The 24,628-nt window shown below is 69.3% G+C and carries 22 protein-coding genes; 9 read left to right on the top strand and 13 right to left on the bottom strand.

What is annotated here, in order from left to right:
* Nucleotides 1–22: 22 nt before the first annotated feature.
* The 7 genes from ACIQNU_RS42040 to ACIQNU_RS42010 all read right to left on the bottom strand — a co-directional run bounded on the left by ACIQNU_RS42040 (nt 23) and on the right by ACIQNU_RS42010 (nt 7,427).
* Nucleotides 23–835, bottom strand: coding sequence for an SDR family NAD(P)-dependent oxidoreductase (locus tag ACIQNU_RS42040; RefSeq protein ID WP_401377486.1), 813 nt, complete (start codon nt 833–835; stop codon nt 23–25).
* A gap of 48 nt (nt 836–883) precedes the next feature.
* A complete protein-coding gene (locus tag ACIQNU_RS42035) occupies nt 884–1,705 on the bottom strand; it encodes an enoyl-CoA hydratase/isomerase family protein (RefSeq protein ID WP_401377483.1) in 822 nt (273 codons plus the stop codon).
* A gap of 3 nt (nt 1,706–1,708) precedes the next feature.
* Entirely contained in the window at nt 1,709–2,890 is a 1,182-nt protein-coding gene (locus tag ACIQNU_RS42030) for a cytochrome P450 (RefSeq protein ID WP_401377480.1), read from the bottom strand.
* Nucleotides 2,891–2,937: 47 nt separating this feature from the next.
* Nucleotides 2,938–3,732, bottom strand: coding sequence for an SDR family oxidoreductase (locus ACIQNU_RS42025; protein WP_401377477.1), 795 nt, complete (start codon nt 3,730–3,732; stop codon nt 2,938–2,940).
* Nucleotides 3,729–5,204 (bottom strand): aldehyde dehydrogenase family protein, encoded by a 1,476-nt coding sequence (locus tag ACIQNU_RS42020; RefSeq protein WP_401377474.1) that lies wholly within the window; start codon nt 5,202–5,204, stop codon nt 3,729–3,731. The genes ACIQNU_RS42025 and ACIQNU_RS42020 overlap by 4 nt, the downstream gene beginning before the upstream one ends.
* A gap of 135 nt (nt 5,205–5,339) precedes the next feature.
* Nucleotides 5,340–6,614: an amidohydrolase family protein gene (locus ACIQNU_RS42015; protein ID WP_401377472.1), complete on the bottom strand. Its 1,275-nt coding sequence runs from the start codon at nt 6,612–6,614 to the stop codon at nt 5,340–5,342.
* Nucleotides 6,615–6,794: 180 nt separating this feature from the next.
* Nucleotides 6,795–7,427 carry a TetR/AcrR family transcriptional regulator gene (locus ACIQNU_RS42010; protein ID WP_401377469.1) on the bottom strand — a complete coding sequence of 211 codons (633 nt, stop codon included), beginning with the start codon at nt 7,425–7,427 and terminating at the stop codon, nt 6,795–6,797.
* 139 nt (nt 7,428–7,566) lie between these two features.
* On the opposite strand from ACIQNU_RS42010, the gene ACIQNU_RS42005 reads away from it, so the two are divergent.
* From ACIQNU_RS42005 to ACIQNU_RS41995, 3 genes are read left to right on the top strand one after another with little or no spacing between them, the layout of a single operon-like run.
* On the top strand, nt 7,567–8,382 hold the full coding sequence (locus tag ACIQNU_RS42005; RefSeq protein WP_401377467.1) for an enoyl-CoA hydratase/isomerase family protein: 816 nt from the start codon (nt 7,567–7,569) through the stop codon (nt 8,380–8,382).
* Between the two features lie 60 nt (nt 8,383–8,442).
* Nucleotides 8,443–9,648 (top strand): acyl-CoA dehydrogenase family protein, encoded by a 1,206-nt coding sequence (locus ACIQNU_RS42000; protein ID WP_401377464.1) that lies wholly within the window; start codon nt 8,443–8,445, stop codon nt 9,646–9,648.
* Entirely contained in the window at nt 9,633–10,604 is a 972-nt protein-coding gene (locus tag ACIQNU_RS41995; protein ID WP_401377462.1) for an acyl-CoA dehydrogenase family protein, read from the top strand. The genes ACIQNU_RS42000 and ACIQNU_RS41995 overlap by 16 nt, the downstream gene beginning before the upstream one ends.
* Nucleotides 10,605–10,728: 124 nt before the next feature.
* Here ACIQNU_RS41995 and ACIQNU_RS41990 read toward each other — a convergent pair whose 3' ends face one another.
* Nucleotides 10,729–11,781, bottom strand: a complete 1,053-nt coding sequence (locus ACIQNU_RS41990) for an LLM class F420-dependent oxidoreductase (RefSeq protein ID WP_401377460.1) — start codon at nt 11,779–11,781, stop codon at nt 10,729–10,731.
* A 142-nt stretch (nt 11,782–11,923) separates the two neighbouring features.
* Here ACIQNU_RS41990 and ACIQNU_RS41985 point away from each other — a divergent pair, with 142 nt between their 5' ends.
* The gene (locus ACIQNU_RS41985; protein WP_401377457.1) at nt 11,924–12,673 is read left to right on the top strand and encodes an SDR family oxidoreductase; all 750 of its coding nucleotides are present in this window, start codon (nt 11,924–11,926) and stop codon (nt 12,671–12,673) included.
* Between the two features lie 89 nt (nt 12,674–12,762).
* On the opposite strand, the gene ACIQNU_RS41980 is transcribed toward ACIQNU_RS41985, so the two are convergent.
* Genes ACIQNU_RS41980 through ACIQNU_RS41970 form a run of 3 tightly spaced genes read right to left on the bottom strand, consistent with a single transcriptional unit; the run spans nt 12,763 to nt 15,914 of the window.
* Entirely contained in the window at nt 12,763–13,935 is a 1,173-nt protein-coding gene (locus ACIQNU_RS41980) for an acyl-CoA dehydrogenase family protein (RefSeq protein WP_401377454.1), read from the bottom strand.
* 9 nt (nt 13,936–13,944) lie between these two features.
* Nucleotides 13,945–15,216, bottom strand: coding sequence for an acyl-CoA dehydrogenase family protein (locus ACIQNU_RS41975; RefSeq protein ID WP_401377452.1), 1,272 nt, complete (start codon nt 15,214–15,216; stop codon nt 13,945–13,947).
* Nucleotides 15,213–15,914: an enoyl-CoA hydratase/isomerase family protein gene (locus ACIQNU_RS41970; protein WP_401377450.1), complete on the bottom strand. Its 702-nt coding sequence runs from the start codon at nt 15,912–15,914 to the stop codon at nt 15,213–15,215. The genes ACIQNU_RS41975 and ACIQNU_RS41970 overlap by 4 nt, the downstream gene beginning before the upstream one ends.
* Before the next feature lie 72 nt (nt 15,915–15,986).
* On the opposite strand from ACIQNU_RS41970, the gene ACIQNU_RS41965 reads away from it, so the two are divergent.
* From ACIQNU_RS41965 to ACIQNU_RS41950, 4 genes are read left to right on the top strand one after another with little or no spacing between them, the layout of a single operon-like run.
* A complete protein-coding gene (locus ACIQNU_RS41965) occupies nt 15,987–17,246 on the top strand; it encodes an acyl dehydratase (protein WP_401377447.1) in 1,260 nt (419 codons plus the stop codon).
* The gene (locus ACIQNU_RS41960; RefSeq protein ID WP_401377444.1) at nt 17,243–18,400 is read left to right on the top strand and encodes an acyl-CoA dehydrogenase family protein; all 1,158 of its coding nucleotides are present in this window, start codon (nt 17,243–17,245) and stop codon (nt 18,398–18,400) included. Before ACIQNU_RS41965 ends, ACIQNU_RS41960 begins: the two co-directional genes overlap by 4 nt.
* Nucleotides 18,397–19,890, top strand: coding sequence for a class I adenylate-forming enzyme family protein (locus tag ACIQNU_RS41955; protein ID WP_401377441.1), 1,494 nt, complete (start codon nt 18,397–18,399; stop codon nt 19,888–19,890). Before ACIQNU_RS41960 ends, ACIQNU_RS41955 begins: the two co-directional genes overlap by 4 nt.
* Nucleotides 19,887–20,681, top strand: coding sequence for an enoyl-CoA hydratase/isomerase family protein (locus ACIQNU_RS41950; RefSeq protein WP_401377438.1), 795 nt, complete (start codon nt 19,887–19,889; stop codon nt 20,679–20,681). Before ACIQNU_RS41955 ends, ACIQNU_RS41950 begins: the two co-directional genes overlap by 4 nt.
* Nucleotides 20,682–20,790: 109 nt before the next feature.
* Here ACIQNU_RS41950 and ACIQNU_RS41945 read toward each other — a convergent pair whose 3' ends face one another.
* Nucleotides 20,791–21,609, bottom strand: coding sequence for an enoyl-CoA hydratase/isomerase family protein (locus tag ACIQNU_RS41945; RefSeq protein WP_401377435.1), 819 nt, complete (start codon nt 21,607–21,609; stop codon nt 20,791–20,793).
* 57 nt (nt 21,610–21,666) lie between these two features.
* On the opposite strand from ACIQNU_RS41945, the gene ACIQNU_RS41940 reads away from it, so the two are divergent.
* Nucleotides 21,667–22,920 (top strand): CaiB/BaiF CoA transferase family protein, encoded by a 1,254-nt coding sequence (locus ACIQNU_RS41940; protein ID WP_401377433.1) that lies wholly within the window; start codon nt 21,667–21,669, stop codon nt 22,918–22,920.
* Here the strand turns inward: ACIQNU_RS41940 and ACIQNU_RS41935 are convergent, their stop codons facing one another.
* On the bottom strand, nt 22,921–24,600 hold the full coding sequence (locus ACIQNU_RS41935; protein ID WP_401377430.1) for a FadD3 family acyl-CoA ligase: 1,680 nt from the start codon (nt 24,598–24,600) through the stop codon (nt 22,921–22,923).
* Between the last annotated feature and the right edge of the window lie 28 nt (nt 24,601–24,628).

Genomic DNA, 24,628 nt, shown 5'->3' with positions numbered 1-24,628 from the left:
ACTGGGGGGCGACGAGTTGCCCTCAGAAATCCGAGCCCCCGTCGACATTGACGTCGGCGCCCGTCATATAGGTGTTGGTGCGTGAGGCGAGGAAGGCGATGACCGGGCCGATCTCCCGGGGCAGTGCCACCCGTCCGAGCTGCGCGGGGTGCCCGAAGTCCGCTCCGATGACGCGCATCGCCGCGGCCAGATCGCCGTCCTCGATCCGACGTTCCGCCGGCAGTGCGGCGAGATAGTCCCGCATACCCTCGGACAGGAAGGAGCCGGGGGAGACCGTGTTCACGAGGATCCCCTCCGGGGCCAGTGTCTGGGAGAGGTTCTTGCTGAAGCTGGTCAGCGCCGCCTTGGCCGCGGTGTACGCGACGAGCCCGGGTGACTGTCTGCGTACCGAATGCGCCGACACGTTGACGACCCTGGCCCACTCCGCACGGCGCAGCCAGGGAAGCGCTGCCCGGGCGCAGCGGGCCGCGCTGACGATCCCGATGTCGAAGGTGGCATGCCACTCCTCGTCGTGGAGTTCACCGAAGGTGCGGCCCACGCCCACGTCCGTCGGGCCGGCGGAGTTGATCAGCACATGGATCCGGCCCCAGTGGGCCCCGACCTCCTCGAAGGCGGCGTCGACGGCGGAGCGGTCGCGGAGGTCGGTGGCGAGTCCGACCGCGTCAGCCGCTCCGCACGCACGCAGCGCGCGTACGGTCTCGTCCAGGGCAGGTCTGCCGCGCGCCAGGACAGCCACCTTCGCGCCTTCCGCGGCGATGACCTCCGCAGCCGCGCGGCCCATGCCCTTGGAGCCGCCGTTCACGACCACGACGGCGTCCTTCAAGCCGAGATCCACTCGTGCCCTCCCGTTCCCTTCCCGTGCGGTGCCGTACGGGGAACCTGTTCAGCGTGCCCGCCACGGGATGCGCCGACCCGAGGCGAACAGGGCCTGTCCGTCGGCCAGATCCTTCTCGTCGGTTCCGAGCTGCACCACCGCCTTGCCCACGTTTAGAGCCTGGCGGTAACCGAGTTCCTGCGCGTACCAGATGGCCCGGACGGTCGCCTGGACGGCGCGGGCCGGCTGTGAAGCGATCACTTCTGCGACGCGCGCCGCCGCTTCGGCCAGCTCGTCCGACGGCACGACTTCCTGGACCAGGCCGATCTCATGGGCTCGTCGGGCCGACATGCGCTCATGCGCCCCCATGAGCGAGATCCGCAGGGCCTCCCCGAGGGGGACGCGCTGCAGCAGCATCATCGACTCGAAGACGGCAGCCATCCCGTAGGTGGTGTGCGGGTCGAAGAACGTCGCATGCTCCGCGGCGATGATGATGTCCGCTTCGGCCAGCAGATAGAACGCACCTCCGCAGGCCATGCCGTTGACCGCCGCGATCACGGGCTTCCACAGGCGGCCCGCGGTCTTCGGCGGCAGCCAGTCCCCGGGGTCGTCGAAGTGGAGCGGAGTCGCGCCCTGTTGACCGAGGTCCCGGGGGCGGTCGGCGTCGCCGATCGCCGCGGCGTTGCGGTCCACACCGGTACAGAAGGCGGTGTCACCGGTCGCGGTCAGAACCACCGCGTTGACGTCGTCGTTGGTTCGCAGATCGGACCAGCACCGGTGGATCTCGTGCATCATCACGGTGTCGAAGGAGTGCAGTACGTCGGGGCGGTTCAGGGTGATCCATGCCACGCCGCCGCGTTCGTCGTAGCGCAGTGTCTTGAAGTCGTTCACCGTTCAGCCGTCCTTGGCCACGACCAGGGGCAGGGTCGCGAGCCCTCGCACATTGCTGTTGTACACCCGCGTGATGCCGGACTCGTCCATGCCGAAGTCCGGAAAGCGTTTGAGCAGTTCCTCGAAGGCGATACGGAGTTCGAGCCTGGCCAGCGGTGCGCCGAGGCACAGATGACGGCCGAAGCCGAAGGCCACATGCCGGTCGATCTCCCTGTGAATGTCGAACACTTCGGGATCGGGGTACTTGCGTTCGTCGTGGACGGCCGCACCGGTGATCAGGATGACCCGCGAGTCCTTGGGGATCACCGTCCCGTGCAGGGGGATGTCCCGCGTGCTCCAGCGGCCCTGGTAGTGGGACGGGGGATCCCAGCGGAGCATCTCCTCGACGGCGTTGGGGATCAGGCCCGGATCGGCGACCAGTTCGCGGCGCTGCTCGGGATACCAGCACAGGGCGACCACACCGTTGGGGATCATCCTGGCCACCGTCTCATGGCCGGCGAAGGCCAACTCCATGAGCCGCAGAGTGAGCTCGCCGTCATCCAGAAGCCGGGTGCTCCCGTCCGGCTCCTCGACCGGCGTGGTCATGAGCAGGGACATCACGTCGTCACCCGGGTTGCGCCGGCGCTCGGCGATCAGCTCCGAGAACATGCCGAGCAGCTCGATACTCGCGTTTCTGGCGTCCTCGGAGATCGAACCGTCCTCGCCGCGGTGAGCGAGCCGGTCGCTCAGCAGATGGACCCGCTCGCGCAGAGCGACCGGGATGCCGACGAGTTCGCTGATGACATCGAGGGGGAGCCGGAAGGAGAACTCGTGCACCACGTCGAAGGAGTCCCGGCCCACGACCTCGTCCAGGAGCCGTCCCGCTGTCTCGCGTACGAAGGCAGCCAACTGGTTCACGCGCCGGGGGGTGAACATCCGCATGGCCACCTTGCGGTGGAACGAGTGCTCGGGCGGGTCCTTGACGATGAGGAACGGAAGGCCGCGGTCCTGCCCCTCCAAAGTGACGCCCTGCGCACTCGAATAGATCTCCGGTGCGAGATGCCCGGCGACGACGTCCTCGTAGCGCGACAACGCCCAGAAGTCGTGCTTCTCGCTGTAGTAGGCGGGTGCCTCGTCCCTGAGGCGCTGGTAGACCGGGAAGGGATTGTGCGCGGTCAACCGGTCGAAGGGGTCGTACTCCAGCATCGGCTCTCCTGGTCGGGCTGCGTTGTCGCAGGGGGCAGGGTCGGTGGTCAGGATGCGGACTGCGAGAAGGTCGCCGCCGCGGCGGAGGGCGCGACGGTCAGCTCCTCGACGGTGACGGACGGAAAGGCGGCCGCCATGGAGAACAGCCCGACCAGCGCTCCCGCGACCGCATCCGGAGACATGTAGCGATCCACGAGAAGGCCGTCGTTGCCCCATGCCTCGAATGCCTTGCCGAGTGCCTCACCGTCGAACTCGCTGCCGAAGTTCGTGGGAAAGGTCTGGCCCACGCGTATGCGGGTGATGCGCAGCTCCGGGTGCTCGGACTGCCAGGCCCGCAGGATGCGTTCCAGGGCGAGCTTGCTCGTGGCGTACGCGCCCAGTGCGGCCCTGTGCTGGTCGACCGCCTCGGAGGAGAGAGCCGTGACCAGGGCGTTCGGCGCGAGGAAGGGCAGACTGGAGCACAGGACCCGATGGAATCCGACCGCGTTCGTCTCCAGCGCCCACCGCCAGTCCTCAAGACCGGTCTCCGCGATGGGCCGCAGGCGCGCTGCCCCGACACACGAGATCAGGAAGTCGATCGCGCCCAGCCGGTCGGCGGCCTCGCGCGCGAGACGCTCGCAGTCGGCCGGGTCCCGTACGTCGGCACAGACCGCCTGGCCGCCGGCCGCCTCCGCGACGGTCTTCTCCAGTTCGTCCCCGCGGCGGGCTGCCACGACCAGTTCGGCCCCTGCGGCCACGAGCCGGACGGCCAGGGCGCGCCCGATGCCCGCGGAGGCTCCCACGAGCAGGACGCGGCTTCCGGCCAGGGGCGCGGACGCACGGTCACTCAGCGGCGTCGTCACCCTCGGACCGCCTCAGCCATCGCTTTGATCTGGAGGTACTCCTCGAATCCCGCGACACCGCTCTCGCGCCCGATGCCACTGTTGCGGTAGCCGCCGAACGGGACGTCGAAGCCGTAGTAGTTGCCGCCGTTGACGGAGACGGTCCCGACCCGCAACCGCCGGGCCACGGCCTGCGCCCGCTCCGGCGACGCACTGATCACGCCACCGGAGAGGCCGTACGCGGAGTTGTTGGCGATCCGTACGGCCTCGTCGTCGCCGCCGTCGTACGGGATGACGCACAGCACCGGGCCGAAGATCTCCTCCTGCGCGACGGTGTCGTTCTCGCGGACGCCGGCGAGAACCGTGGGTTCGACGAACCAGCCCCTGGGGCGGGCGGCAGGGATTCCGCCGCCCAAGGCTATCCGCGCGCCCTCGGCCACCCCTCTTTCGACGTAGCTGAGGACGCGCCGGCGCTGGTGTTCACTGATGAGCGGTCCCATCAGGGTGCTCGGGTCGGTGGGGTCGCCGTACGGCCAGCCGCGCAGTGTCTCCACCAGCGTCGTCAAGGTCGCCTCGTACCGCGCCCGTGGTACGAGCAAGCGGCTCAGAATCGCGCAGCCCTGGCCCGCGTGGGTGGTGATGTGGAAGGCCGCGGTGACGGCGGCCGTCGCGGGATCGGCGTCGTCGAGTGCGATCAGCGCCGACTTGCCGCCGAGTTCGAGGAACACCTTGGTGAGGTTCTGCGCGGCGGCGCTCATCACTGCCCGGCCGGTGGCGGTCGATCCGGTGAACGAGACCATGTCGACCCGGGGGTCGGCGGCGAGTTGGTGGCCGATCTCGTGCCGGGAGGACGCCACGACGTTGAGGACACCGGCGGGTATGTCGGTCTCCTCGGCGACGATCCGGCCCAACGCGGTCGCTGCCCAGGGGCTGTCGGGTGCGGGCTTGAGGACGACCGTGCAGCCCGCGGCCAGCGCGGGGGCGACCTTGGCCAGGTTGATCTGGGTGGGGAAGTTCCAGGGGGTGATCGCACCGACGACACCGACCGGCTCGCGACGCAGCAGCCGCCGGGACGTCCCCGTCGGGCCCGGAGCTTCCCCCAGCTCGACCTCCCAGGCATAGCGTTCGGACAGGTCGGCGACCCAGCCGACGCCCTCCACCGGGGTGTCGAACTGGGGACCCCCGGTCAGGACGACCGGGGTCCCGATCTCGGCCACGAGGTCAGCCTTGAGTTGATCGGCGTTCTTGATCAGGGCTGCCTGTAGTTGACGAAGGCAGTGGACACGGAACGCCGGATCGGTGCTCCAGGAGGTGTTGTCGAACGCCTTGCGTGCGGCTGCGATGCCCCCGTCCATGTCCTCGGAGGTGCCGTCCGCGGTGGAGCCCAGAACCTCCTCCGTGGCCGGATTCACGTTGTCGAAAGTGCCGCCGTCGGAGGCGGGCACCAGCCGGCCGTCGATCAGCAGGAGCTCCGTGCGGCCTGTCCGGGGCATCAAGCCTCCCAAGGATTGGATTTTATATATCTTATGAAGTGCTGTATTCGCGGGCAATGCTCGGTACTCGGTGAGGTGTGGGGTCGCCGGGTGGCGTGCGAGTAGTCCGACGGCGGTCGGCTCGCGACCTGCTCGTCAGGCAGTGGCGTTCGCGGCCAGGTCCGCGAGTGTGGCCCCGGAACCGCTCTGCTTCCTGCCGCGCGCCTTGATCGAGACGTCGTGCCCGGCCGCCTCGGCGCGCAGGCCGCCCACGGTCGAGTTCTGAGGCGTGCGCCCGCCCACGAAGGGATCGAAGGAGTACCAGCGCATGGCGTTCCGGTAGGTGATCTTGTTGAGTTCGTCGTCCGGTACATCGGCGGCCACGGCCGACAACTCCTCGGGAGCGTGCGGCCAGGACGAGTCGGAGTGCGGGTAGTCGCATTCCCACGCGATGTTGTCGAGTCCGATGTCGTGCCTCAGCCTGATCCCGATCGGGTCGGAGATGAAGCACGTGAGGAAGTGCTCGCGGAAGACCTCGCTCGGCAGCTTCCCGCCGAAGTCCTGGCCCGTCCACAGCCGATGCATGTCGTACGTGCGGTCGATACGGTCGAGGAAGTACGGGATCCACCCCGTACCGCCCTCGGACAGCGCGAACTTGATGCGCGGGAACTTCTTGATCACCCGCGACCAGAGCAGGTCGGCCGCCGCCTGGCAGATATTGATGGGCTGGAGCGTGATCATCACGTCCATGGGCGCGTCCGGCGCCGTGACCGCCAGCTTGCCGGAGGAGCCGAGGTGGATCGACAGGACGACATCCTCGTCACTGAGCGCCTGCCACAGCGGATCCCAGTAGTCGCTGTGGAAGCTCGGGTATCCGAGAGTGGCGGGGTTCTCGGTGAACGTCATCGAGTGGCAGCCCTTGGCAGCCACCCGCCGTACCTCGGCGGCACAGGCATCGGCGTCCCACAGCACGGGAAGGGCCATCGGGATGATCCGGCCCGGGTGTGTGCCGGCCCATTCGTCGACATGCCAGTCGTTGTACGCGCGGATCACCGCGAGGGCGAGTTCCTTGTCCTCGGCCGCGGCGATCAGACGGCCGCTGAAACCGGGAAAGGACGGGAAGTTCATGGACGCGAGCAGCCCGCCGGCGTTCATGTCCTTGATGCGTTCGTCGATGTCGTAGCAGCCGGGCCGTATCTCCTCGAAGGAGGTCGGGTCGACGCCGTACTCCTCCTTGGGCCGTCCGGCGACCGCGTTGAGCCCGATGTTCGGGATCACGGCTCCGTTGAACGTCCAGACGTCCAGGCCGTCCTTGCTCACGACCTTGGGTGCGCGGTCGCGGTACTTGGCGGGGATGTGCGCGTCGAACAGGGTCGGGGGTTCGACGACGTGGTCGTCGACGCTGATCATGATGAGGTCTTCGGGATTCATGAACTCTCCCAGCGGGTGCCCGTCGCTGAACCAGGTTTCAGCGGAGTGAACTACGGTTCACTTCTCGCCGCAAGGGTTCGCGCAACAACTCATGGCCTCGACGATCGCCAGGTCTGCGGCCCGGCCTGCCGCCCGGCCTGACGGGTCCCGCCCTGGTGCCTGCGGCCGGCCGGGACCGGATCAGTCGGCGGCGAAGAAGGCACGCGCGAGCAAGGCGTGGAACTCCTCGGCGGGCAGGGGAAGCCGGGAGGAGTCCGCCGTGTCCAGCTCGGCCGTCTGATAGGCGGCGATGATCCCCGAGAACATGAGCGCGAGAACTGCGGGCGACCCGGCGATCAGCTCACCGGTGATTTGACCGCGCACGAAAAGATCTGCCTGCAACTGCTGTGCCTCATGGAAGTTCTTCATGATCTGCGGATCGGTCGTGGGCTCCGCCAGTGGTGGTGCGATCGCGCCACCCCGCAGGACGAGTCGGGCGAAGTTCCGGTGGGTGCGGAAGAACCCCACCTGCCAGTCCGCGAGCGCGATCAGTTGCTCGCGAGGCGATGGGTGGGAGGAGAGGATGGCGTGCATCTGCGGCATGAACTCCGCGCCGCGGCGGCGGAAGGTCTCGCGGTACAGATCGTCCTTGCCGCCCGGGAAGAAGGTGTAGACGGATCCGACCGCGTACTCGGCCAGCTCGGCTATCTCTCGAAGTGCCGCGTCGTGGAAGCCGTCGCGGGCGAAGACCTGCTCGGCGACGTCGAGGATCCGGCCCCGGCTCAGCTCCCGGCGCCGCTGGCGCCGCTCGTCGCGGAGGCTGTGCTGGGCCATGGATGCCGTCGTCTCCCTCGGGTCGTCCGCGGAGCTGGAGCGCTCCGAATCCGAACATCGTAGTCAGGCCCGCAAGGGTGGGGCGCAGGGAGTTGCATGTTATATAAAATATGCAACACACTTGAAGGGGGAAGGGATCTTGACCGAGGACGTGCTCTGGGACGTCGGTATCGACGGCGTTGCCCGGCTCACTCTGAACCGCCCGGAGGCGGGCAACTCGCTGACACCCGCGATGCGCGAGCGCGTCATCGAACGGCTTGAGCAGGTCGGCGCCGATCAGCGTGTCCGCGTGGTGGTGCTGGGCGCCGCGGGGGAGAGGCACTTCTGCACGGGCGCCGATCTGAGTGGTTCGAACGACGACAGCGATCTGCCCGCGGGGGCCCCGGCTCAGCCAGCGGGATCCGTGGCGCGCGCGATCGCGAGAGGCGCCCAGCGCCTGATCGCCGCGGTCCTCGACTGCGAGAAGCCGGTCATCGCCGCGGTCAACGGGACCGCGGCCGGCATCGGCTGCCATCTCGCGTACGCCTGCGACCTGGTGCTGGCGGCCGAAGGCGGGAAGTTCGTCGAGGTGTTCGCGCGGCGCGGTCTGGTCGTCGACGGGGCGGGAGCCTACCTGCTCACCCGGCTGATCGGGCCGCAGCGTGCGAAGGAGCTGATCTTCTTCGCGGATGACCTCCCCGTGGCGGACGCGCATCGTCTGGGTCTGGTCAACAAGGTCGTGCCGCGCGGCGAACTGGAGGCCGAGGCGGACAACTGGGCGAAGCGGCTCGCCGAGGGGCCGACGGTGGCGCTCGCCCTGGGGAAGCGGCTTGTCAATCAGGCACTGGACGGCGATCGTGGTGCGGCGTTCGCCCATGAGGCGATGGCTGCCGAGATCAACATGCGCAGCGCCGACGGGCAGGAGGGCCTGCGGGCCTTCATGGAGCGTCGCGCCCCCGTCTTCCACGGCTGGTAGCGAAGGACGGTGGTCAGCAGAGTCCGGACGGTTCTACGGTACGAGGGTGAGGGGCCCCGCATGGAACTGCGCTACACCGATGCCGAACTGGCGTTCCGCGAGGCGCTGAGGGACTGGCTCGCCGAGACACTGCCTACCGTGCCGCCTGCTCCGGACCGTGACGACTGGACCGGCCGAAGGGCGTACGACAGTGCATGGCAGCGCCGGCTGTTCGACGCGGGGTACGCGGGCGTCGACTGGCCGGCCGAGCACGGCGGGCTCGGCGCGTCACCGACCGAGCAGCTCATCTTCCTGGAGGAATGCGCGCGCATGCGGGCGCCGGGTGTCGGTGCCGGATTCGTCGGGCTGCTGCACGCGGGTCCGACGCTGATCGCCGCGGGGACACAGGAGCAGCGCGCACGCCATCTGCGCGGGATCCTGCGGGGCGAGGAGGTCTGGTGCCAGGGCTTCTCGGAGCCGGATGCCGGCTCGGACCTCGCTTCCCTCCGTACGTCCGCGATCCGGGACGGCGACTCGTATGTGATCAACGGGCGCAAGCTGTGGACGTCCTACTGCCAGGTCGCCGACTACTGCGAACTGCTCGTACGGACGGACCCGCACGCGCCACCGCACCACGGCATTAGCTGGTTGATCCTGCCGATGGACACACCGGGCGTCCTGGTGCGGCCACTGCGCAACGCTGTGGGGAACGACGAGTTCGCGGAACTGGTTCTGGACGAGGTGCGCGTTCCGGCCGAGAACCTGGTCGGTGCCGAGAACAACGGCTGGCGTGTGGCGATGGTGACCTTCTCCTTCGAGCGGGGCACGGCCTTCATCGCCGACGTCCTCGAATCCCGCCACCTCCTCGAAGAGATCGCCCGCATCGCCCGCGACAGCCCCGGTCCTCGCGGCGAAACGCTGTGGGCCGATCCGGGACTGCGCCGCGACGTCGGCCGCCTCACCGCCGAGGTCTCCGGACTCTGGTCCCTCATCCTGAAGAACGTCTCCGAGGCGTCGGCCGGCGCGGTACCGGAGCAGGGTGCCTCGGTCTTCAAGCTGCGATTCACGGAGAACCGGCAGCGGATCGGCGACCTCGCCGCCCATGTGCTGGGCCGCGCCGCCCTGTCCGTGAGTGAGCTGCCCGGCCTGGACAACGCCCGCATCGTCGTGGACCGGCTCACCACACTCGCGTACACCATCGCCGCGGGAACCTCGCAGATCCAGAAGAACATCCTGGCCGAGCGCGCCCTCGGCCTGCCCAAGGAGCCTCGATGGACCTCACGCTGAGCCCCGATCAACTCGACCTGCGCGCGGGCCTCGTCGACTTCCTCGACGGGGAGTGGTCCGCGGAGCGGCTGCGCGCCTGTCTGTCCGACCCGGCCTGGGACGGCGCGGCTTGGCGCCGGCTCGCCGAGTTGGGCCTGTTCGGGGTGGCCGTCCCGGAGGGAGCCGGCGGGATGGGGCTCGGCTGGACGGAAGCCTCCATTCTGTGCGAGGAGTTGGGCCGCTTCCTCGTTCCCGGTCCGCTGGTGCCGAGTCTGCTCGCGGCGGAGCGCGTGCCGGGCGTCCTGACCGGCGAATGTGTGGTCGCCGTCCTGGACGGACGCGACCCGGCAGCGGTGGCCGAGCATCTTCCGAATGCCACCCACGTGCTGGTGGTCGAGGACTCCGGGCTGTTCCTGCACCCGGTGGACGGCGTGCGGACCGTGGTCCCGGCCAAACCGCTCGACCCGCTCACGCCCGTCGCGGTGATCGCCGGACCTCTGGGACCGGGCGAACGGATCGGATCGGCGCGCGACGCCGCACACTGGCGCGAGACGGGCGCCCTCCTGACAGCGGCCCTCCAGACGGGCGTCGCCCGCGGAGCCCTGGATCTCGCCACGCGATACGCCACCGAACGCGTTCAATTCGGCCGCACGATCGGCTCGTTCCAGGCGATCAAGCACCTCCTGGCGGAGGCCCTTGTCCGGGTCGACCTCGCGCGCGCCGCGGTGTACGTCGCGGCGCTGACGCTCGACGAACCCGGCGTGGGAGACCCGGGCGAGGCCGTGGCCGCCGCCAAGGTCCTCGCGGACGACGCCGCCTGCGCCAACGGCCGCACCTGCGTTCAGGTCCATGGTGGAATGGGCTTCACCTGGGAGGTCCTGGCCCACCTCTACCTCAAGCGGGCGTGGGTCCAGGAGACCGCGTTCGGCAGCGCGGACGAGCACGCCCTGCGACTGGCGGAGACCGCACTCCGCTGAGCGCTCGGCTGGAACTCCGGTGCACTGCCCGCGGGTCCGTTGTGGCTGGTCGCGCGGTTCCCGGCGCCCCTTCAGGGCGCTGCCGAGCCGCAGCGGACTTCGCCGGACCCCCTCAGCGCGTTCCTCAAGTGGCGGCCTCTTTGAGCAGGCCGATGTCCCGTACGCGTTGTGCGTGCGTCGCGGCCAGGGGCCTGGCGTTGAGCTGGGTGACGCCGGCCAGGGCGAAGGCGGCGACGCGCTCCCTGATCCGGCCGATGGGGCCGATCAGTGAGACGCCGTGAACGAGCGCGTCCGGGACCGCTGCGGCGGCCTCGGCCCTGTGACCGGAGAGATAGAGGTCCTGGACCGTGGCGGCGGCCTCGTCGAAGCCGTAGCGTCTGGCCAGATCGTTGTAGAAGTTCTTGCCTCTGGCCCCCATTCCGCCCATGTACAAGGCAAGTTGGCGGCGGACGTACCCGGTCGCCTCGGCCATCTCGGCTTCGTCCTCGACCACGGCGACCTGGGTGTCGACGGCGATCCGCAGCGCGCCGAGCGACGGATCGCGAAGGGCGAGGCCGGCGTCGAGGGCATCGCCGAATGCGGTACGAGCGGCTTCCGGGTAGAAGAAAATGGGTTCCCAGCCCTCGAACAGCTCGGCCGCCAGGGCGACATTCCTCGGTCCCAGTGCGGCCAGGGTCATCGGGATCCGCTCCCGCACGGGCTCGTTGATCAGCTTGAGCGGCTTTCCGATGCCCGATCCGCCGTGGTCGCGATCCAGCGGGAGATGGAAGAACGTGCCGGTGTGCTCGACCGGCTCTCTGCGCCAGACCTTTCGGCAGATCTCCACCACCTCACGGGTGCGGGCGAGCGGCGACGTGTACGGCACCCCGTGGAAGCCCTCGACGACCTGCGGCCCGGAGGCGCCGATGCCGAGGGTGAAGCGCCCGTCTGATATGTAGTCGAGCCCTGCGGCCGTCATCGCGAGCAATGCGGGTGTCCTGGAGTAGATGTTGAGGATGTTGGAGGCGATCTCCAGCGTGCTGGTCCGCGCGGCGAGATAGCCGAGCTGGCTGACGGAGTCGAAGCTGTATGCCTCGGGCAGGAGCACGACGTCCAGGCCGGCCCGCTCGTAGTCGGTCAGCCGGTCCGCGGTCTCGGTGAATCCGCCGCTGTAGGCCAGCGGCATCCCTATACGCACGAAGGTGCTCCAGTCATTCGGTGGGGAGGGGCCGGTCGGAGTTCGACGCGTCCGGCGGCTACCACTCGTCGACAACTCAATGTTATATATAGTATTCAAAAATCTGGGATTCTTGAGTCGGAATCAGGGGAGGGGCCGCAGTATGCGCTTCAAGGACAAGATCGCGATCGTGACCGGGGCGGGTCAGGGGATCGGCGAGGTCTATGCCAAGTCGCTGGCCGCCGAGGGCGCCCGCGTCGCCGTCGCCGACCTCAACTCCGAGCAGGCCGACCGCGTCGCCAAGGAGATCGAGGCCAGCGGCGGCACCGCGCTCGCGGTCAAGGTCGACGTGTCCGACCCGGCGAGTGCTCTCGCCATGGCCGAGACCGTCAAGTCCGCCTGGGGCGGCATCGACTACCTGGTCAACAACGCGGCCATCTACGGCGGGATGAAGATCGCATCCCTCCTGACCGTGGACGCCGACTACTACAACCGCTTCCTCGCGGTGAACATGAACGGCGCGCTCCACTGCACGCGCGCGTGCTACGAGTCGATGGCCGAGCGCGGCGGCGGTTCGATCGTCAACCAGTCCTCGACCGCCGCATGGATGGCCGGCGGCTACTACTCGATCGCCAAGGCAGCTCTGAACGCGCTCACCGTGAACCTCGCCTCCGAACTCGGCGGCCGTAACATCCGGGTCAACGCGATCGCTCCCGGCCCCACGGACACCGCGGCCACGCGCACCGTCGTGCCGGAGGCGTACATCGAGCCTCTGGTCAACTCTCTGATGATCAAGCGTCTCGGTACTCCGGAGGACCATGTCGGTGCGCTGCTTTTCCTGCTGTCGGACGACTCGTCGTGGGTGACCGGTCAGATACTGGCGACCGATGGCGGGCAGATCGTCCGGCACTGACTGGCGATACGGGGGCGTGAGGGGCTGCGGTCACGCGACCGCAGCCCCTTCGGACCGCCCTCCGGCGAGTCGGAAGCGTTCCCGGAACGTCAGCGCCCGCGCTCACGTGCTGTCTTGAGGGCCTGCTTGGCGATGACCACCTGCTGCACCTGGCTCGTGCCCTCGTAGATACGGAAGAGCCGGGCATCCCGGTACAAGCGCTCGACCGCGACGCCCCGCATATAGCCGGTGCCGCCGTGCACCTGGACGGCGCGGTCGGCGACGCGACCGACCATCTCGCTCGCGAAGTACTTGGCGCAGGACGGTCCCAGCCGGGTGTCGGTGCCCTGGTCGTACGCCTCGGCCGCGTTCAGTACGAGGGCGCGGCCGGCGTACACCTCGGTCTGCGAGTCGGCGATGAGGCCCTGGATGAGCTGGAACTCGGCGATGGGACGCCCGGACTGCTTGCGGGCGAGGGCGTACGCGGTCGTCTCGTCGAGGAGCCGTTCGGCCATGCCGACGCACAGCGCGGCGATGTGCAGACGGCCGTGGGCGAGACAGGCCATGGCGGTGAGGTAGCCGCGGCCCTTGCCCTCGGGTCCACCGACAAGCGCATGGTCCGGGATCTCGACCCCGTCGAGACGGACCTCGGCGGTCCAGGCGCCGTGCTGGCCCATCTTGGCGTCCTTCGGCCCTACGGTCAGGCCGGGCGTGCCGGCGGGCACGAGGAAGACCGAGATGTCGCGGGTCGCACGCTCCTCGTCGCCGTGCCGGGCGAAGACCATGAAGATGTCGGCGACCGGGGCGTTGGTGATGAAGCGCTTGGAGCCGGTCAACGAGTAGCCCCCGGGGATCCGCTGTGCCGTCGTCCGCAGGCCGGCGGGGTCGGAACCCGCCTCGTCCTCGGTGAGCGCGAACGAAGCCGTCCATTCGCCCGATGCCATCCTCGGCAGATACTCCTTCTTCTGCGCCTCGGTCCCGCCGAGCATCAGGACGTGCCCGGCGATGCCGTTGTTGGTGCCGAAGAGCGACCGGAACGCCGGGGTCGTATAGCCCAGCTCCATCACGAGGCGGGCCTCGCGGGCCATGCTGAGCCCGAAGCCGCCGTACTCCTCGGGCAGCGCGAATCCGTAGAGGCCGACCTGCGCGGCCAGCGCCTTGAGGTCGTCCGGTATGCGGTCGGTCTCGTCGATCCCGGCCTCCGCGGGTACGACCTGCTCCCGCACCAACTGCCTGGTGGTGCGGAGCATCTCCTCGAAGTCCCCGTCGTCCATGGCGGTCATCCGGCCTCCTCAGCCTCGTGGTACCTCGCGCCACGGCTTGCCCTCCCAGGGGTCGGGCTCCTTGGGAAGGCCGAGCACGCGCTCGGCGAGGATGTTCTTGTTGACCTCGGTCGTGCCGCCCTCGATCGTGTTCGCGCGACTGCGCAGCATGGCGCGGACCTCGGCGGGCATGTCCTCGGCGTAGCCGCCGGGGTCGCCCGGCCACGCGGTCGCTCCCAGGCCGAGCATGCGCGCGGCGGTCTCCTGGAGCCGCTGGTTGAGTTCGGAGCCGTGGACCTTGCCGATCGAGCTCTCGGGGCCGGGCGAGAAGCCGGCCGCGATCCCGGCGCGGACACGGGAGTTGGTCCACGACCGGATCTGCTCCTCGCACCACAGCCGTACGAGCGTGTGGCGTGTGTCCGCGTCGTCCCAGCCGTAGAGGAGTCCCTGTTCCTCGCGCTCCTGTGCCAACCGGATGAGCCGTCCCGCTCCCGTGCCGCCGATACGGTCGACGCCGCCGGAACCCGCACCGGACACCATCTGCCGCTCTCCGCTGAGCGTGGAACGGGCCACCTTCCAGCCGGAGTTGACCTCCCCGACCCGCTGGACATCCGGCACCGCGGCCCCATCGAGGAACACCTCGTTGAAGTCGACCTCACCGCCGATGTGCCGCAGCGGGCGGACGTCGACACCCGGCTGACGCATGTCGATGAGGAAGTACGTGATGCCCTCGCGCTTGGGCACATCGGGGTCCGTCCGCGCCAACAGGACACCGAAGTCGGCCAGATGGGCCCAGGTCGTCCACACTTTCTGCCCGGTGATGCGCCACGTGTCGCCCTCGCGTACGGCCGCGGTGGCGAGGGAGGCGAGGTCGCTGCCGGCCCCCGGCTCGCTGAAGAGCTGACACCACACCTCCTCGTTGGAGACCAGCGGCGGCAGGAAGCGCAGACGCTGCTCGTGGCTGCCATGTGCGAAGAGCGCGGCGGCCGTGAGATTCAGGCCGAGCGGATTGAGCCGCGGCAGATGGTACGGGCGCAGCTCGGCCTCGGCGGCCTGGGCCAGTTCCATGGTCCAGCCGAGGCCGCCGTACTCCGCGGGCCACTGCGCGACGACCAGGCCGCTGCGGGCGAACTCCGGGTACCAGAGGCGGTATTCGTCGGGTGTACGGATCCGTCGCACCGCACTCCGGCCGCCGGACTCCGCAGCCGTGCGCCAGGGTGCCGGCACGCTCCGCCGTATCCAGCCGTGAACGGCGGCCCTCACTTCGTCGGCGGTTCGGCACCGCGCCAGCACGTCACTCATCGCGTCATCCCTCTCGCGTCGCTCAAGCCGGTCTCCCACGCGTGCCACAGGGCGGTCTTCCTCGCGGCGGCCGACAGCGGATGGCGGGCGGTCGCCTCGGCGAGTTCCTGCGCCCGTTCCTCCAGGCGGTCGGCCGCGACGACCTCGCCGACCCAGCCGAGGCGCAGTGCCGTCCGCGCGTCGATCCGTTCGTGCGCGCCGGTGAAGGCCATCCGGGCCACCGCACCGAACGCGGCACGGCGGGCGAGGCCGATCGTCTCGAACGCGCTCACCTGTCCGAGGCTCACATGCGGATCGAGGAAGGAAGCCGTCTCGGCGGCCACGACCAGATCGGAGTCGGCGACGAAGTGCAGACCGCCGCCGGCGCAGACTCCGTTCACCGCCGTGACGACCGGCTTGCTCACACCCAGGTGCCAGCCGGTCAGCCGCAGATCGGCCTGCTTGGTGCGGCGGGACATCGCGCGCAGAGCTTGCGGGTCCCGGCTGAGCTGGCGCACGTCGAGACCGGTCTGGAAGGAGGTGCCGCGCCCGGTGACCACGATCGCCCGCACCGCGTCATCGTCCTCGAACCGTTTCCAGGCTTCGGGTAGTTGCTCCATCATCCGGGCGTTCATGGCATTGCCCACGTCGGGCCTGTTGAAGACGAGCCAGCCCACGGGGCCGCGTCTCTCGATGAGGAGGGGATCGTCGCTCGGCACATTGATTGTATATCATATCGATGATACAAGATTCCTGGGTGTGGGCCGCTTCGAAGGCATGGGAGGCCGTGGATGTCGGAATCGGCGACCGTCGGAACGATCACGGATGAGGGAGTCGCCCGGCTGCGCGCGCGGATCGGGCTGCCACAGGTCTATCCGGTGCCTCCGCACTACCTACGGCCGGGAGCGGACGCCTTCCGTCATGTGGCGAGGTCGTACGGGGACGACAATCCGCTGTGGAGCGTTCCGTCCTACGCGCCGACCACGCGATGGAAGGAGCAGATCGCGCCGCCGCCGCTGATCGGCGGCGACAGCCTCATCGGTGAAGATCAGCTCACCGAGGCGGAGTGGGAGCAGCAGAAGGAGCTGCGCGGTGATCCCCTGCGCGGGGTGCACGCCTTCTACGCGGCGAGCGAGCGCGAGTGGTGGGCCCCGCTCACCGCAGACCAGCGGATCTTCCGCAGGACCGCCCTGGTCGGCGTGGTCGACAAGCCGAGTGAGTTCGGTGGGCGCGGCGTTCAGGAGTGGACATCGCAGGCGTACCGCACTGAAGCCGGGGTGCTCCTGGGCGTACAGCACCGCATGATGTACCGCACCGAACGCAGCAAGGCGCGTGAGCGCAAGAAGTACGCGGACGTCACCGTCGCACCGTGGGACGAGGACCAACTGGCCGCGCTGGACGAGCAGTTGGCCGCCGAAGGCCCACGGGGGAGCGAACCACGCTGGTGGGAGGACGTACGGGTCGGAGACCCGGTGGGGCCCTTGGTGAAGGGCCCGCTGACCGTGACCGACATGGTCTGCTGGCACGTCGGCATGGGGATGGGCATGTACGGGGTGGCCCCACTGCGTCTGGCCCACCGGAACCGCCAACGGATCCCGCGCTTCTATCACCGCGACGAACTCGGGATACCCGATGCGATGCAGCGCGTGCACTGGGACCCGTCGTACGCCCGCAGGTCCGGCAACCCCACGACCTTCGACTACGGCCGCATGCGCGAGTCCTGGCTCATCCACGCGTGCACCGACTGGATGGGCGATGACGCCTGGCTGTGGCGGTTGCGCGTCGAATTCCGCAAGTTCAACTACGTAGGGGATGCGCAATGGGTCGAAGGCGAAGTGACCCGGCGCTACCTCGCCGAGGGTGACCGGCCGGCCGTCGACCTGGACCTGCGCACCCGTAACCAGCGCGGGGAAGTCACATCGCCGGCGAGCGCCACGATCCTGCTGCCGAGCCGTGAACACGGGCCCGTGAGACTCCTTGACGCGCCTGGAAGCACCCTCGACGAGGCATTCGACGCGACCATCGAGTCCTTCTCCGGGGGCCGGGCATGACGGCCGACGACCTCCGGATGCTCCGGCGGACCGCACGTGAGGCGCTCGCCGACCTCTCGTCCTCGGAGGAAGTGCGCCGGCAGATGGCCGACGGCTGGGACAAGGACACCTGGCGACGGCTGTGCGGCGAACTCGGTGTGACGGGGCTGACCGTACCCGAGGAGTACGGCGGCGCCGGGCTGTCGGCTGTCGAGCAGGGCGTCCTCTTCGAGGAGGCCGGGCGGCGCATGCTCTGCGGACCCCTCCTGTCGACGGCGGGCCTGGCCATTCCCCTCCTGCTGCTCTCGGACGACGACGCGGCCCGCAAGCGCCACCTCCCGGGCCTCTGTGCCGGCACGATCACCGGGACCGTTGTCACCAGCGACGGGACGGGCCGTCCCGCACACCTCGGCCGTCCGGTCGAGGCGCGGGCCGACGGCAGTGGATACGTACTGGACGGTGTCGCCGGTCATGTGGTGGACGGCTGCACCGCGGACCTCATCTTCTGTCCGGCGCGACTCGGTGGTGATCTCGCCCTGTTCGCAGTCGAGGCGGGAGCCGACGGGCTCGACCGTCAGCCGCTCGTCTGCCTCGACCAGACCCGTCGCCAGGCGCGGCTCACGTTCTCCCGCGTACGGGCGACGCTCCTGGCAAGTCGGGAGCCCGCGCTCACCCTGGAGAACACCCTCGATCTGGCACGGGCCATGCTCGCGTGCGAGCAGGCCGGAGGCGCTGCCGAGTGCCTGAACATGCTCGTCGACCACGCCAGGAACCGGGTTCAGTTCGGCCGCGCCGTCGGCTCCTTCCAGGCCACCAAACAGAAGGCGGCCGACCTCCTGGTCGCGGTGGAGTCCGCCAACTCCGCTGCGATCGCCGCTGCCCATGCGGCGGCCGGGCTCCTGTCCGGCCAGGGCGTGGGCGCGCCTCCACCCGACGGGAGCCCGCTGACCGACGTACCGGAACTCGCCGTGACCGCGGCCGTCGCGCAGGTCTTCTGCTCGGACGCCTTCGTGTCCGTCGCCAAGGAGAGCATCCAGGTGCACGGAGGGATCGGCTTCACCTGGGAGCACGACGCCCATCTCTACCTGAAGCGGGCGTGGACCAGCAGGGAGTTGCTCGGCAGGCCGGAGGAGCACCTGGAGACCCTCGCACATCACTTGGCGGCTGCCCGATGAACCTGAGTTCCTTCCTCCTCGACTATCCGGGTACGCCTGACCTTCCGGTCGCGCACTGGCCACAAGGAAGCCTCACCCTCGGTGAGCTGACCGACAGGGCGCGGACGCTGGCCCGCCTGCTCGGGCCGGTCGAGCGCGCGCCTGTCGCCTGTGTGGTCGACAGCGGTCCGCTCGCGCTCACGGCCATGTTCGCCACCTGGCTGGCAGGCGGTGTGTACGTACCTGTGAACGCCCGCCTGACCGATCCGGAACTCGACCAGCACTTGGCCGCCACCGTTCCCGCAGCAGTCATCACGAGCGGACGGCAGTCAGGGCGTGTACGCGCGGGTTGGAGACGGCTCGTTCAGGACGCTGACCGCTGGTCGGTCACGGATGCCGAACAGCCGTGGCAGGGCGAGGAGGCCGGCGAATCGGTCGCGCTCGTGATGCGCACCTCGGGTACGACCGGTGCGTCCAAGCCCGTGGTCCTTGAGCACGACGGCGTGTGCAAGGGCATCGACACGGTCATCGAGAAGCTGCGGGGCGCCGGCAGGAAGGGCGCCGGGCGCCCCATGCCGAACCTGATGCCCAGCTCGCTCGCCCTCTGGGCAGGCATCTGGAACACGCTCTTCGCCGTGCGTCTCGGGGCCGAGGTGGTGCTCCTCGACCCGTTCGATCCCGCTGAGTACGCGGCCATGGTCAAGCGCTTCGAGATCCGCTCCACGATCCTGGCGCCACCCATGATGACCATGCTCTGCGACGAGCCCCGCGTGACGGATCTGGGCCCCCTGCGCTACGTACGGTCCGTCACGGCGCCGCTCTCCCCGGCCCAGGCGCGCCGCTTCCACGCGCGCTTCGGGGTGGGCGTCATGAACTCCTACGGGCAGACCGAACTCGGCGGAGAAGTGGTCGGCTGGACCGCGGCGGATCTACGCGAGCACGGGTCCGAAAAGCTCGGCGCGGTCGGCAGACCGCACGCGGGCGTCAAGATCCGGATCCTCGGCGCATCGGCGGCGGACGTCGAGCGGGGCGCGGTCGGGGAGATCTGGATCAGCTCACCCTTCGCCTCGTCCGAGGAGGAACTGCCCCCGGACCGGGTGAGGGACGGCTATCTGCGCACCGGCGACCTCGGCCGACTGGACCCCGAGGGCTTCCTGTGGATCGAGGGCCGGGTCTCGGACATGATCAATCGTGGCGGGTTGAAGGTGGTCCCGTACGAGGTCGAAGAGGTGCTGCGCGATCACCCCGAGGTGGCGGACGCGTCCGTGGCCGGAGTACCCGATGAACGCCTCGGGGAGGTACCGGTGGCCTGGATTCGGGCGGTGCCGGGGCGCACGCCCGCACCGGAGGAGGTGAGGTCGTTCGTCCGTGGCCGCCTCGCCGGATACAAGGTTCCTGTCGCGGTGCACCTCGTCGACGACTTCCCCAGAACAGAGATCGGAAAGGTCCTGAAGCGCGAGCTGGTCGCGCGCCTGGCCGCCGAGGATTCCGAAGGGACGGACCCCGCATGAGCTACGCGACCCTGGATGTCGTCCGTCAAGGACCGGTCGGCTGGCTGGTGTTCAACAGGCCCGATCGCCGTAATGCCATGAACAACGCGATGCGCGACGAACTGCGGGCGGCATGGACCGAACTCGCGGCGGACCCGGGCGTGCGGGTCATCGTCAACGCCGGGCGCGGCTGTGACTTCCAGACCGGCGCGGACGTCGTCGAACTCGCCACCGACGGCCAGGGCATGGAGCGCTACCGCGAGTCCATGGAGAACTTCGACCTGGGCTTCACCGCATGGCATCTCGGCATCGACAAGCCGGTGATCGCGGCCGTCAACGGCATCTGCGCGGGCGGCGGTCTGCACTTCGTCGCCGACGCCGACATCGTGCTCGCCGCCTCCGACGCCGTGTTCACCGATCCGCATGTCTCGGTCGGCCAGGTGAGCGCCGTCGAGACGATCGCGCTGCTGCGCAAGATGCCGGCCGAGGCCGTATTCCGTATGGCACTGGTCGGATCCCATGAGCGGATGGGTGCCGACAGGGCGTACGGACTCGGCATGGTGAGCGAGGTCGTCGACCCCCCGGAGCGCCTTCACGACGCCGCGCAGGAGCTGGCGGAGAAGATCGCCCGGAACTCACCCGCGGCTCTGCGCGCCACCAAACGCGCACTGTGGGGCGCCCTGGAACAGGGACTTACGGACGCGTGCAAGGCGGGCGCCGCCGAGCTGGCCGGCCTGTGGGGACACCCGGATCAGACCGAGGGTCCGGCGGCGTTCGCCGCCAGGCGTGCACCGATCTGGAAGGAAGAGTGAAGAGTGAGGACTGCGTGCGCGACGTGGTCGCCTGGTTCAGCCGTCACCAGCCGTAGCAGACCAGGCACAGCAGACCAGGCACAGGGGACCCGGTGGAGTCGGCCCTGCGTCAGCGGCCCTGGAATTCGGGATCGCGACGCTCCGCGAACGCCTTGAGGCCCTCGCGGAAGTCCGGGCTGCGGCTGCTGAGTTCCATCGCGTACGCCTCGTCGGCCAGGTGCAGGCGTAGATCGCGGTCGGCGCTCGCGATGAGCAGCGCCTTCGTCAGACCGAGCGCCACGGTGGGGCCTTCCGCCAGCTCCCGGGCCAGCCGCTCGGCGGAGGGCATGACTTCGTCGTCGGGGACGGCAGCGTGGGCTATGCCCCACTCCGCTGCCTCGCGGCCGGAGAACTCCCGCCCCAGCATGAGCAGTTGACGGGCGCGCAGCGGCCCGACGACGCGAGGGAGAAGCCAAGTGCTGCCCGAATCCGGGGTGAATCCGCGGCGCAGGAACGGATACCAGAAGCGGGTGTCGTCCGCGGCGATCGTGAAATCGGCGGCGAGCGCGAACTGCGCTCCGATCCCGACAGCGGCACCGCGGACCGCGCAGACGACCGGGAGTTGGATCTCCAGCAGCAGCGGGATGAGCCGGTTGGCCTGGGTGGGAAGTCTGCGCTGGATGCTGCCGGTACGGGGTTTTGCGGCGCCGTTCCGTGCGGCGTTGCGGCCGACGATGTCGAAGCCGCTGCAGAACACCGAGCCGGCGCCGGAGAGCAGCACGGCACGCAACTGCTCGTCCGTCGCGGCCCGTTCGAGCGCTGCGATGAACGCCGCCATCGAGACGTCGTTGAGTGCGTTGCGCCGTTCAGGATTGTCCAAGGTGATGCGCAGGACGGCGTCGTCGACCTGTATGTCCAGGCCCTGCGCCGACGTGTAGATCGAGTTCACGCAACCTCCTGAATATTATATATAGTTACGGTACTGCTCGAACGGAGGGAGTCGCAAGTGACCGACGACGCACCAGTGGGATCCCGGCTGCTGGCCGGGTTCAGGGTGGTGGAGTGCTCGATGCTCGGTCCGGGGGCGGTCTCCACACCGCTCGCCGACCTGGGCGCGGACGTGATCAAGGTGGAGCCGCCGGGCGGCGACTACATACGCGAGATGAGCTGGCCCATCGTGCGGGGTGACTCGCTCCTGCATCTGCACATCAGCCGCGGCAAGAACAGCATCGTGCTCGACCTCCGTACGGAGGCGGGCCGGGACATCTTCCTGGAACTCGTGGCGGGCGCCGACGTCGTGATCGAGGCCATGCGACCCGGCGGGCTCGACCGCAGGGGCCTCGGCTTCGAACGGCTGAAGGAAGTCAATCCGCGCGTCGTGCTGTTCACCATCTCCGGATACGGCATGACCGGCCCGTACCGCGATCTGCCCAGCCACGGGATCGCGTACGACGCGTGGGCCGGGACGGTCGCCCCGGTGTCGGGCCCCGAAGGTCTTCCTTCGATCCCGGACCACACCTCCATCGGCATCACCGCCGGTCCGCTGTACGGCACCGCGGCGATCCTGGCCGCGGTGCTGCGCGCCCGTGAGACCGGCGCCGGCTGCCATCTGGAAGTCGCCCAGTCCGACGCCTCGGCCGCCTTCGACTGGCTGCGCAGCGAAGGCCACCGCGCCTACGAGCGGCCCGCCGACGAGGTCACCGGCAACCCGTCGGACGATCTGGAGCGGCGAGCCCCCGGAACGGCGGGTATGGCCGATGGCGTCCGCTACCAGTTCTACGCGTCCGCGGACGGACACATCCTGTTCATGGCCTCCGAGCAGAAGTTCTGGAAGAACTTCTGCTCCGCCGTCGGCCGCGACGACCTCTACGAGACCCGGCCCGGAGCGCATCTCGCCGACCACGCGCGGGGCGACCTGTGGCTTCGCCGAGAGCTGGTGGACGTGTTCCGGCAGCGTACGACCGCGGCCTGGATCGAACTGGGCCTCGCCCACGACGTACCGATCGGCCCGGTGAACACACCGGCGACGATCGTCGAGGACCCGCAGTTCGGCGAGCGGATGCCGTGGCAGAGCGCTGAGCGCCTAGGCGCGGATCAACTTCCCTTTCCCGTACGAGTGGTGGGGGAGGGGCCGCCCGCGGCCGGCGGGAGGGCGCCGGCCGTCGGCGAGCACGCCGAGGAGATCCTGCGTGACCTCCTCGGCTACGACGAAGCGCGGATCGAGGCGCTGCGGACGGCCGGGGCCTTCGGTGCGACCTGATCAGCTCTGGGAAGCGGAGGAGGCAGCGGAAGCGGTGGTGGAGGGAGAGGCGAGGCGTTCGCGCAGTTCGCCCTTGAGCACCTTGCCGGAGGCGTTGACGGGCAGGTCCGCGACCACGTGGACCTGCCGGGGCACCTTGTAGTTGGCCATGCTCTCCTTGGCCCAGCCGATGACCTCGTCGGGGTCGAGCGTCGTGTCGCGGCGGGGCACGACGAACGCCGCTCCCACCTCACCCATCCGCTCATCGGGGACTCCGACAACCGCCGAGCGTGCGATGCCGGGGTGGCTGTCGAGCATGCGCTCGATCTCCGCGGGATAGGCGTTGAACCCGCCGACGATGTACATGTCCTTCATCCGGTCGGTGATGCGCAGCCGGCCGTCGGCGTCGAGCAGCCCGATGTCGCCCGTGTGCAGCCAGCCGTTCGCGTCGATGGTGGCCGCGGTCTCGGACTCGTTGCCGAAGTACCCCTTCATGACCGTGTATCCGCGCACGACGATCTCGCCTTCGCTCCCCACCGGAAGCGCTGCGCCGCCGGGGTCGAGTACCGCTACTTCGAGGCCCGGCAGCGGGTGGCCGCACGTGGTCGCCACGACCTCGGGCGGATCGTCGTAACGGCACATCGAGACGATCGCGCACGACTCGGTGAGGCCGTAGCCCGTGACGATGTGCTCGAAGCCGATCTCCCGCTTGACACGGGCCAGCAGGCTGGGCGCCACACTGGCCGCCCCCGTTACCGCGAGCCGCAGACGTGCGACGTCCGCCGCGCTGAAGTCGGGGTGTTCCAGCATGGTCTGGTAGAGCGTCGGCGTGCCGGGAAGGACAGTCACGCGCTGCTCGCGTACGACCTTGAGCACATGCGGCACGTCGAGCGTACGCTCGGGCAGGACCGTGGCACCGACGATCAACGAGGCGAGCCAGCCCGCCTTGTAGCCGAAACCGTGGAAGAACGGATTCACCACCAGGTACCGGTCGCCCGCGCGCAGGCCCACGACCTGGGCCCACACCGCGTACGCCCGCAGTGTCTGGCCGTGGGTGCACATCGCGCCCTTGGGATGCCCGGTGGTGCCCGAAGTGAAGAGCATGTCGGACAGGTCGTCGGGCCCGGTGGCGGCGGCCCGGCGGAGCACGTCCTCCTCGTCCACCGTCTCGCCGAGGTCCTCGAACCGCGTCCAGCTCAGGACGGGTTTTGTCGGCTCGCCGTCCATCAGCACCACCGTCTCCAGCAGCGGCAGTCCGGCGAAGGGGAGTTCGCCGTCTGGTGGTCCGGCCGCGTGGGCGAGGCCGGCCGCGTAGTCGCGGCCCAGGAACTCCCCGGTGACCACGAGCATCCGCGTCCCGCTCTTGGCGAGGATGTACGCGGCCTCGGCGGGCTTGAAGCGGGTGTTGAGCGGCACCAGCACGCCACCGGCCCGCTGGAGGGCCAGTGCCGTGACGATCCACCTGCCGCTGTTCGGACCCCATACCGCCACACGGTCGCCCTGGACCAGGCCCGCGGCGAGGAACGAGCGTGCCAGACGCGTGACGTGGGCATCGAGTCCGGCGTACGTCCAGCGGTCCGTGCCGTCCACCACGGCCTCGGCCGAACCGAGGCGGGCGGCCGCATCGCTGAGGAGCGCGCTCGTGGTTCCCCAGCGCAGGTCGGCGCGGGGATCGGAAGTGGGCCTATCTGTTGTGGGCATGCTGTATCCCCTCTGAAGACATTGATAA

The organism is Streptomyces sp. NPDC091292 (assembly GCF_044757265.1).
Lineage (GTDB): Bacteria > Actinomycetota > Actinomycetes > Streptomycetales > Streptomycetaceae > Streptomyces.
This window is presented reverse-complemented; position numbering and strand designations above follow the sequence as displayed.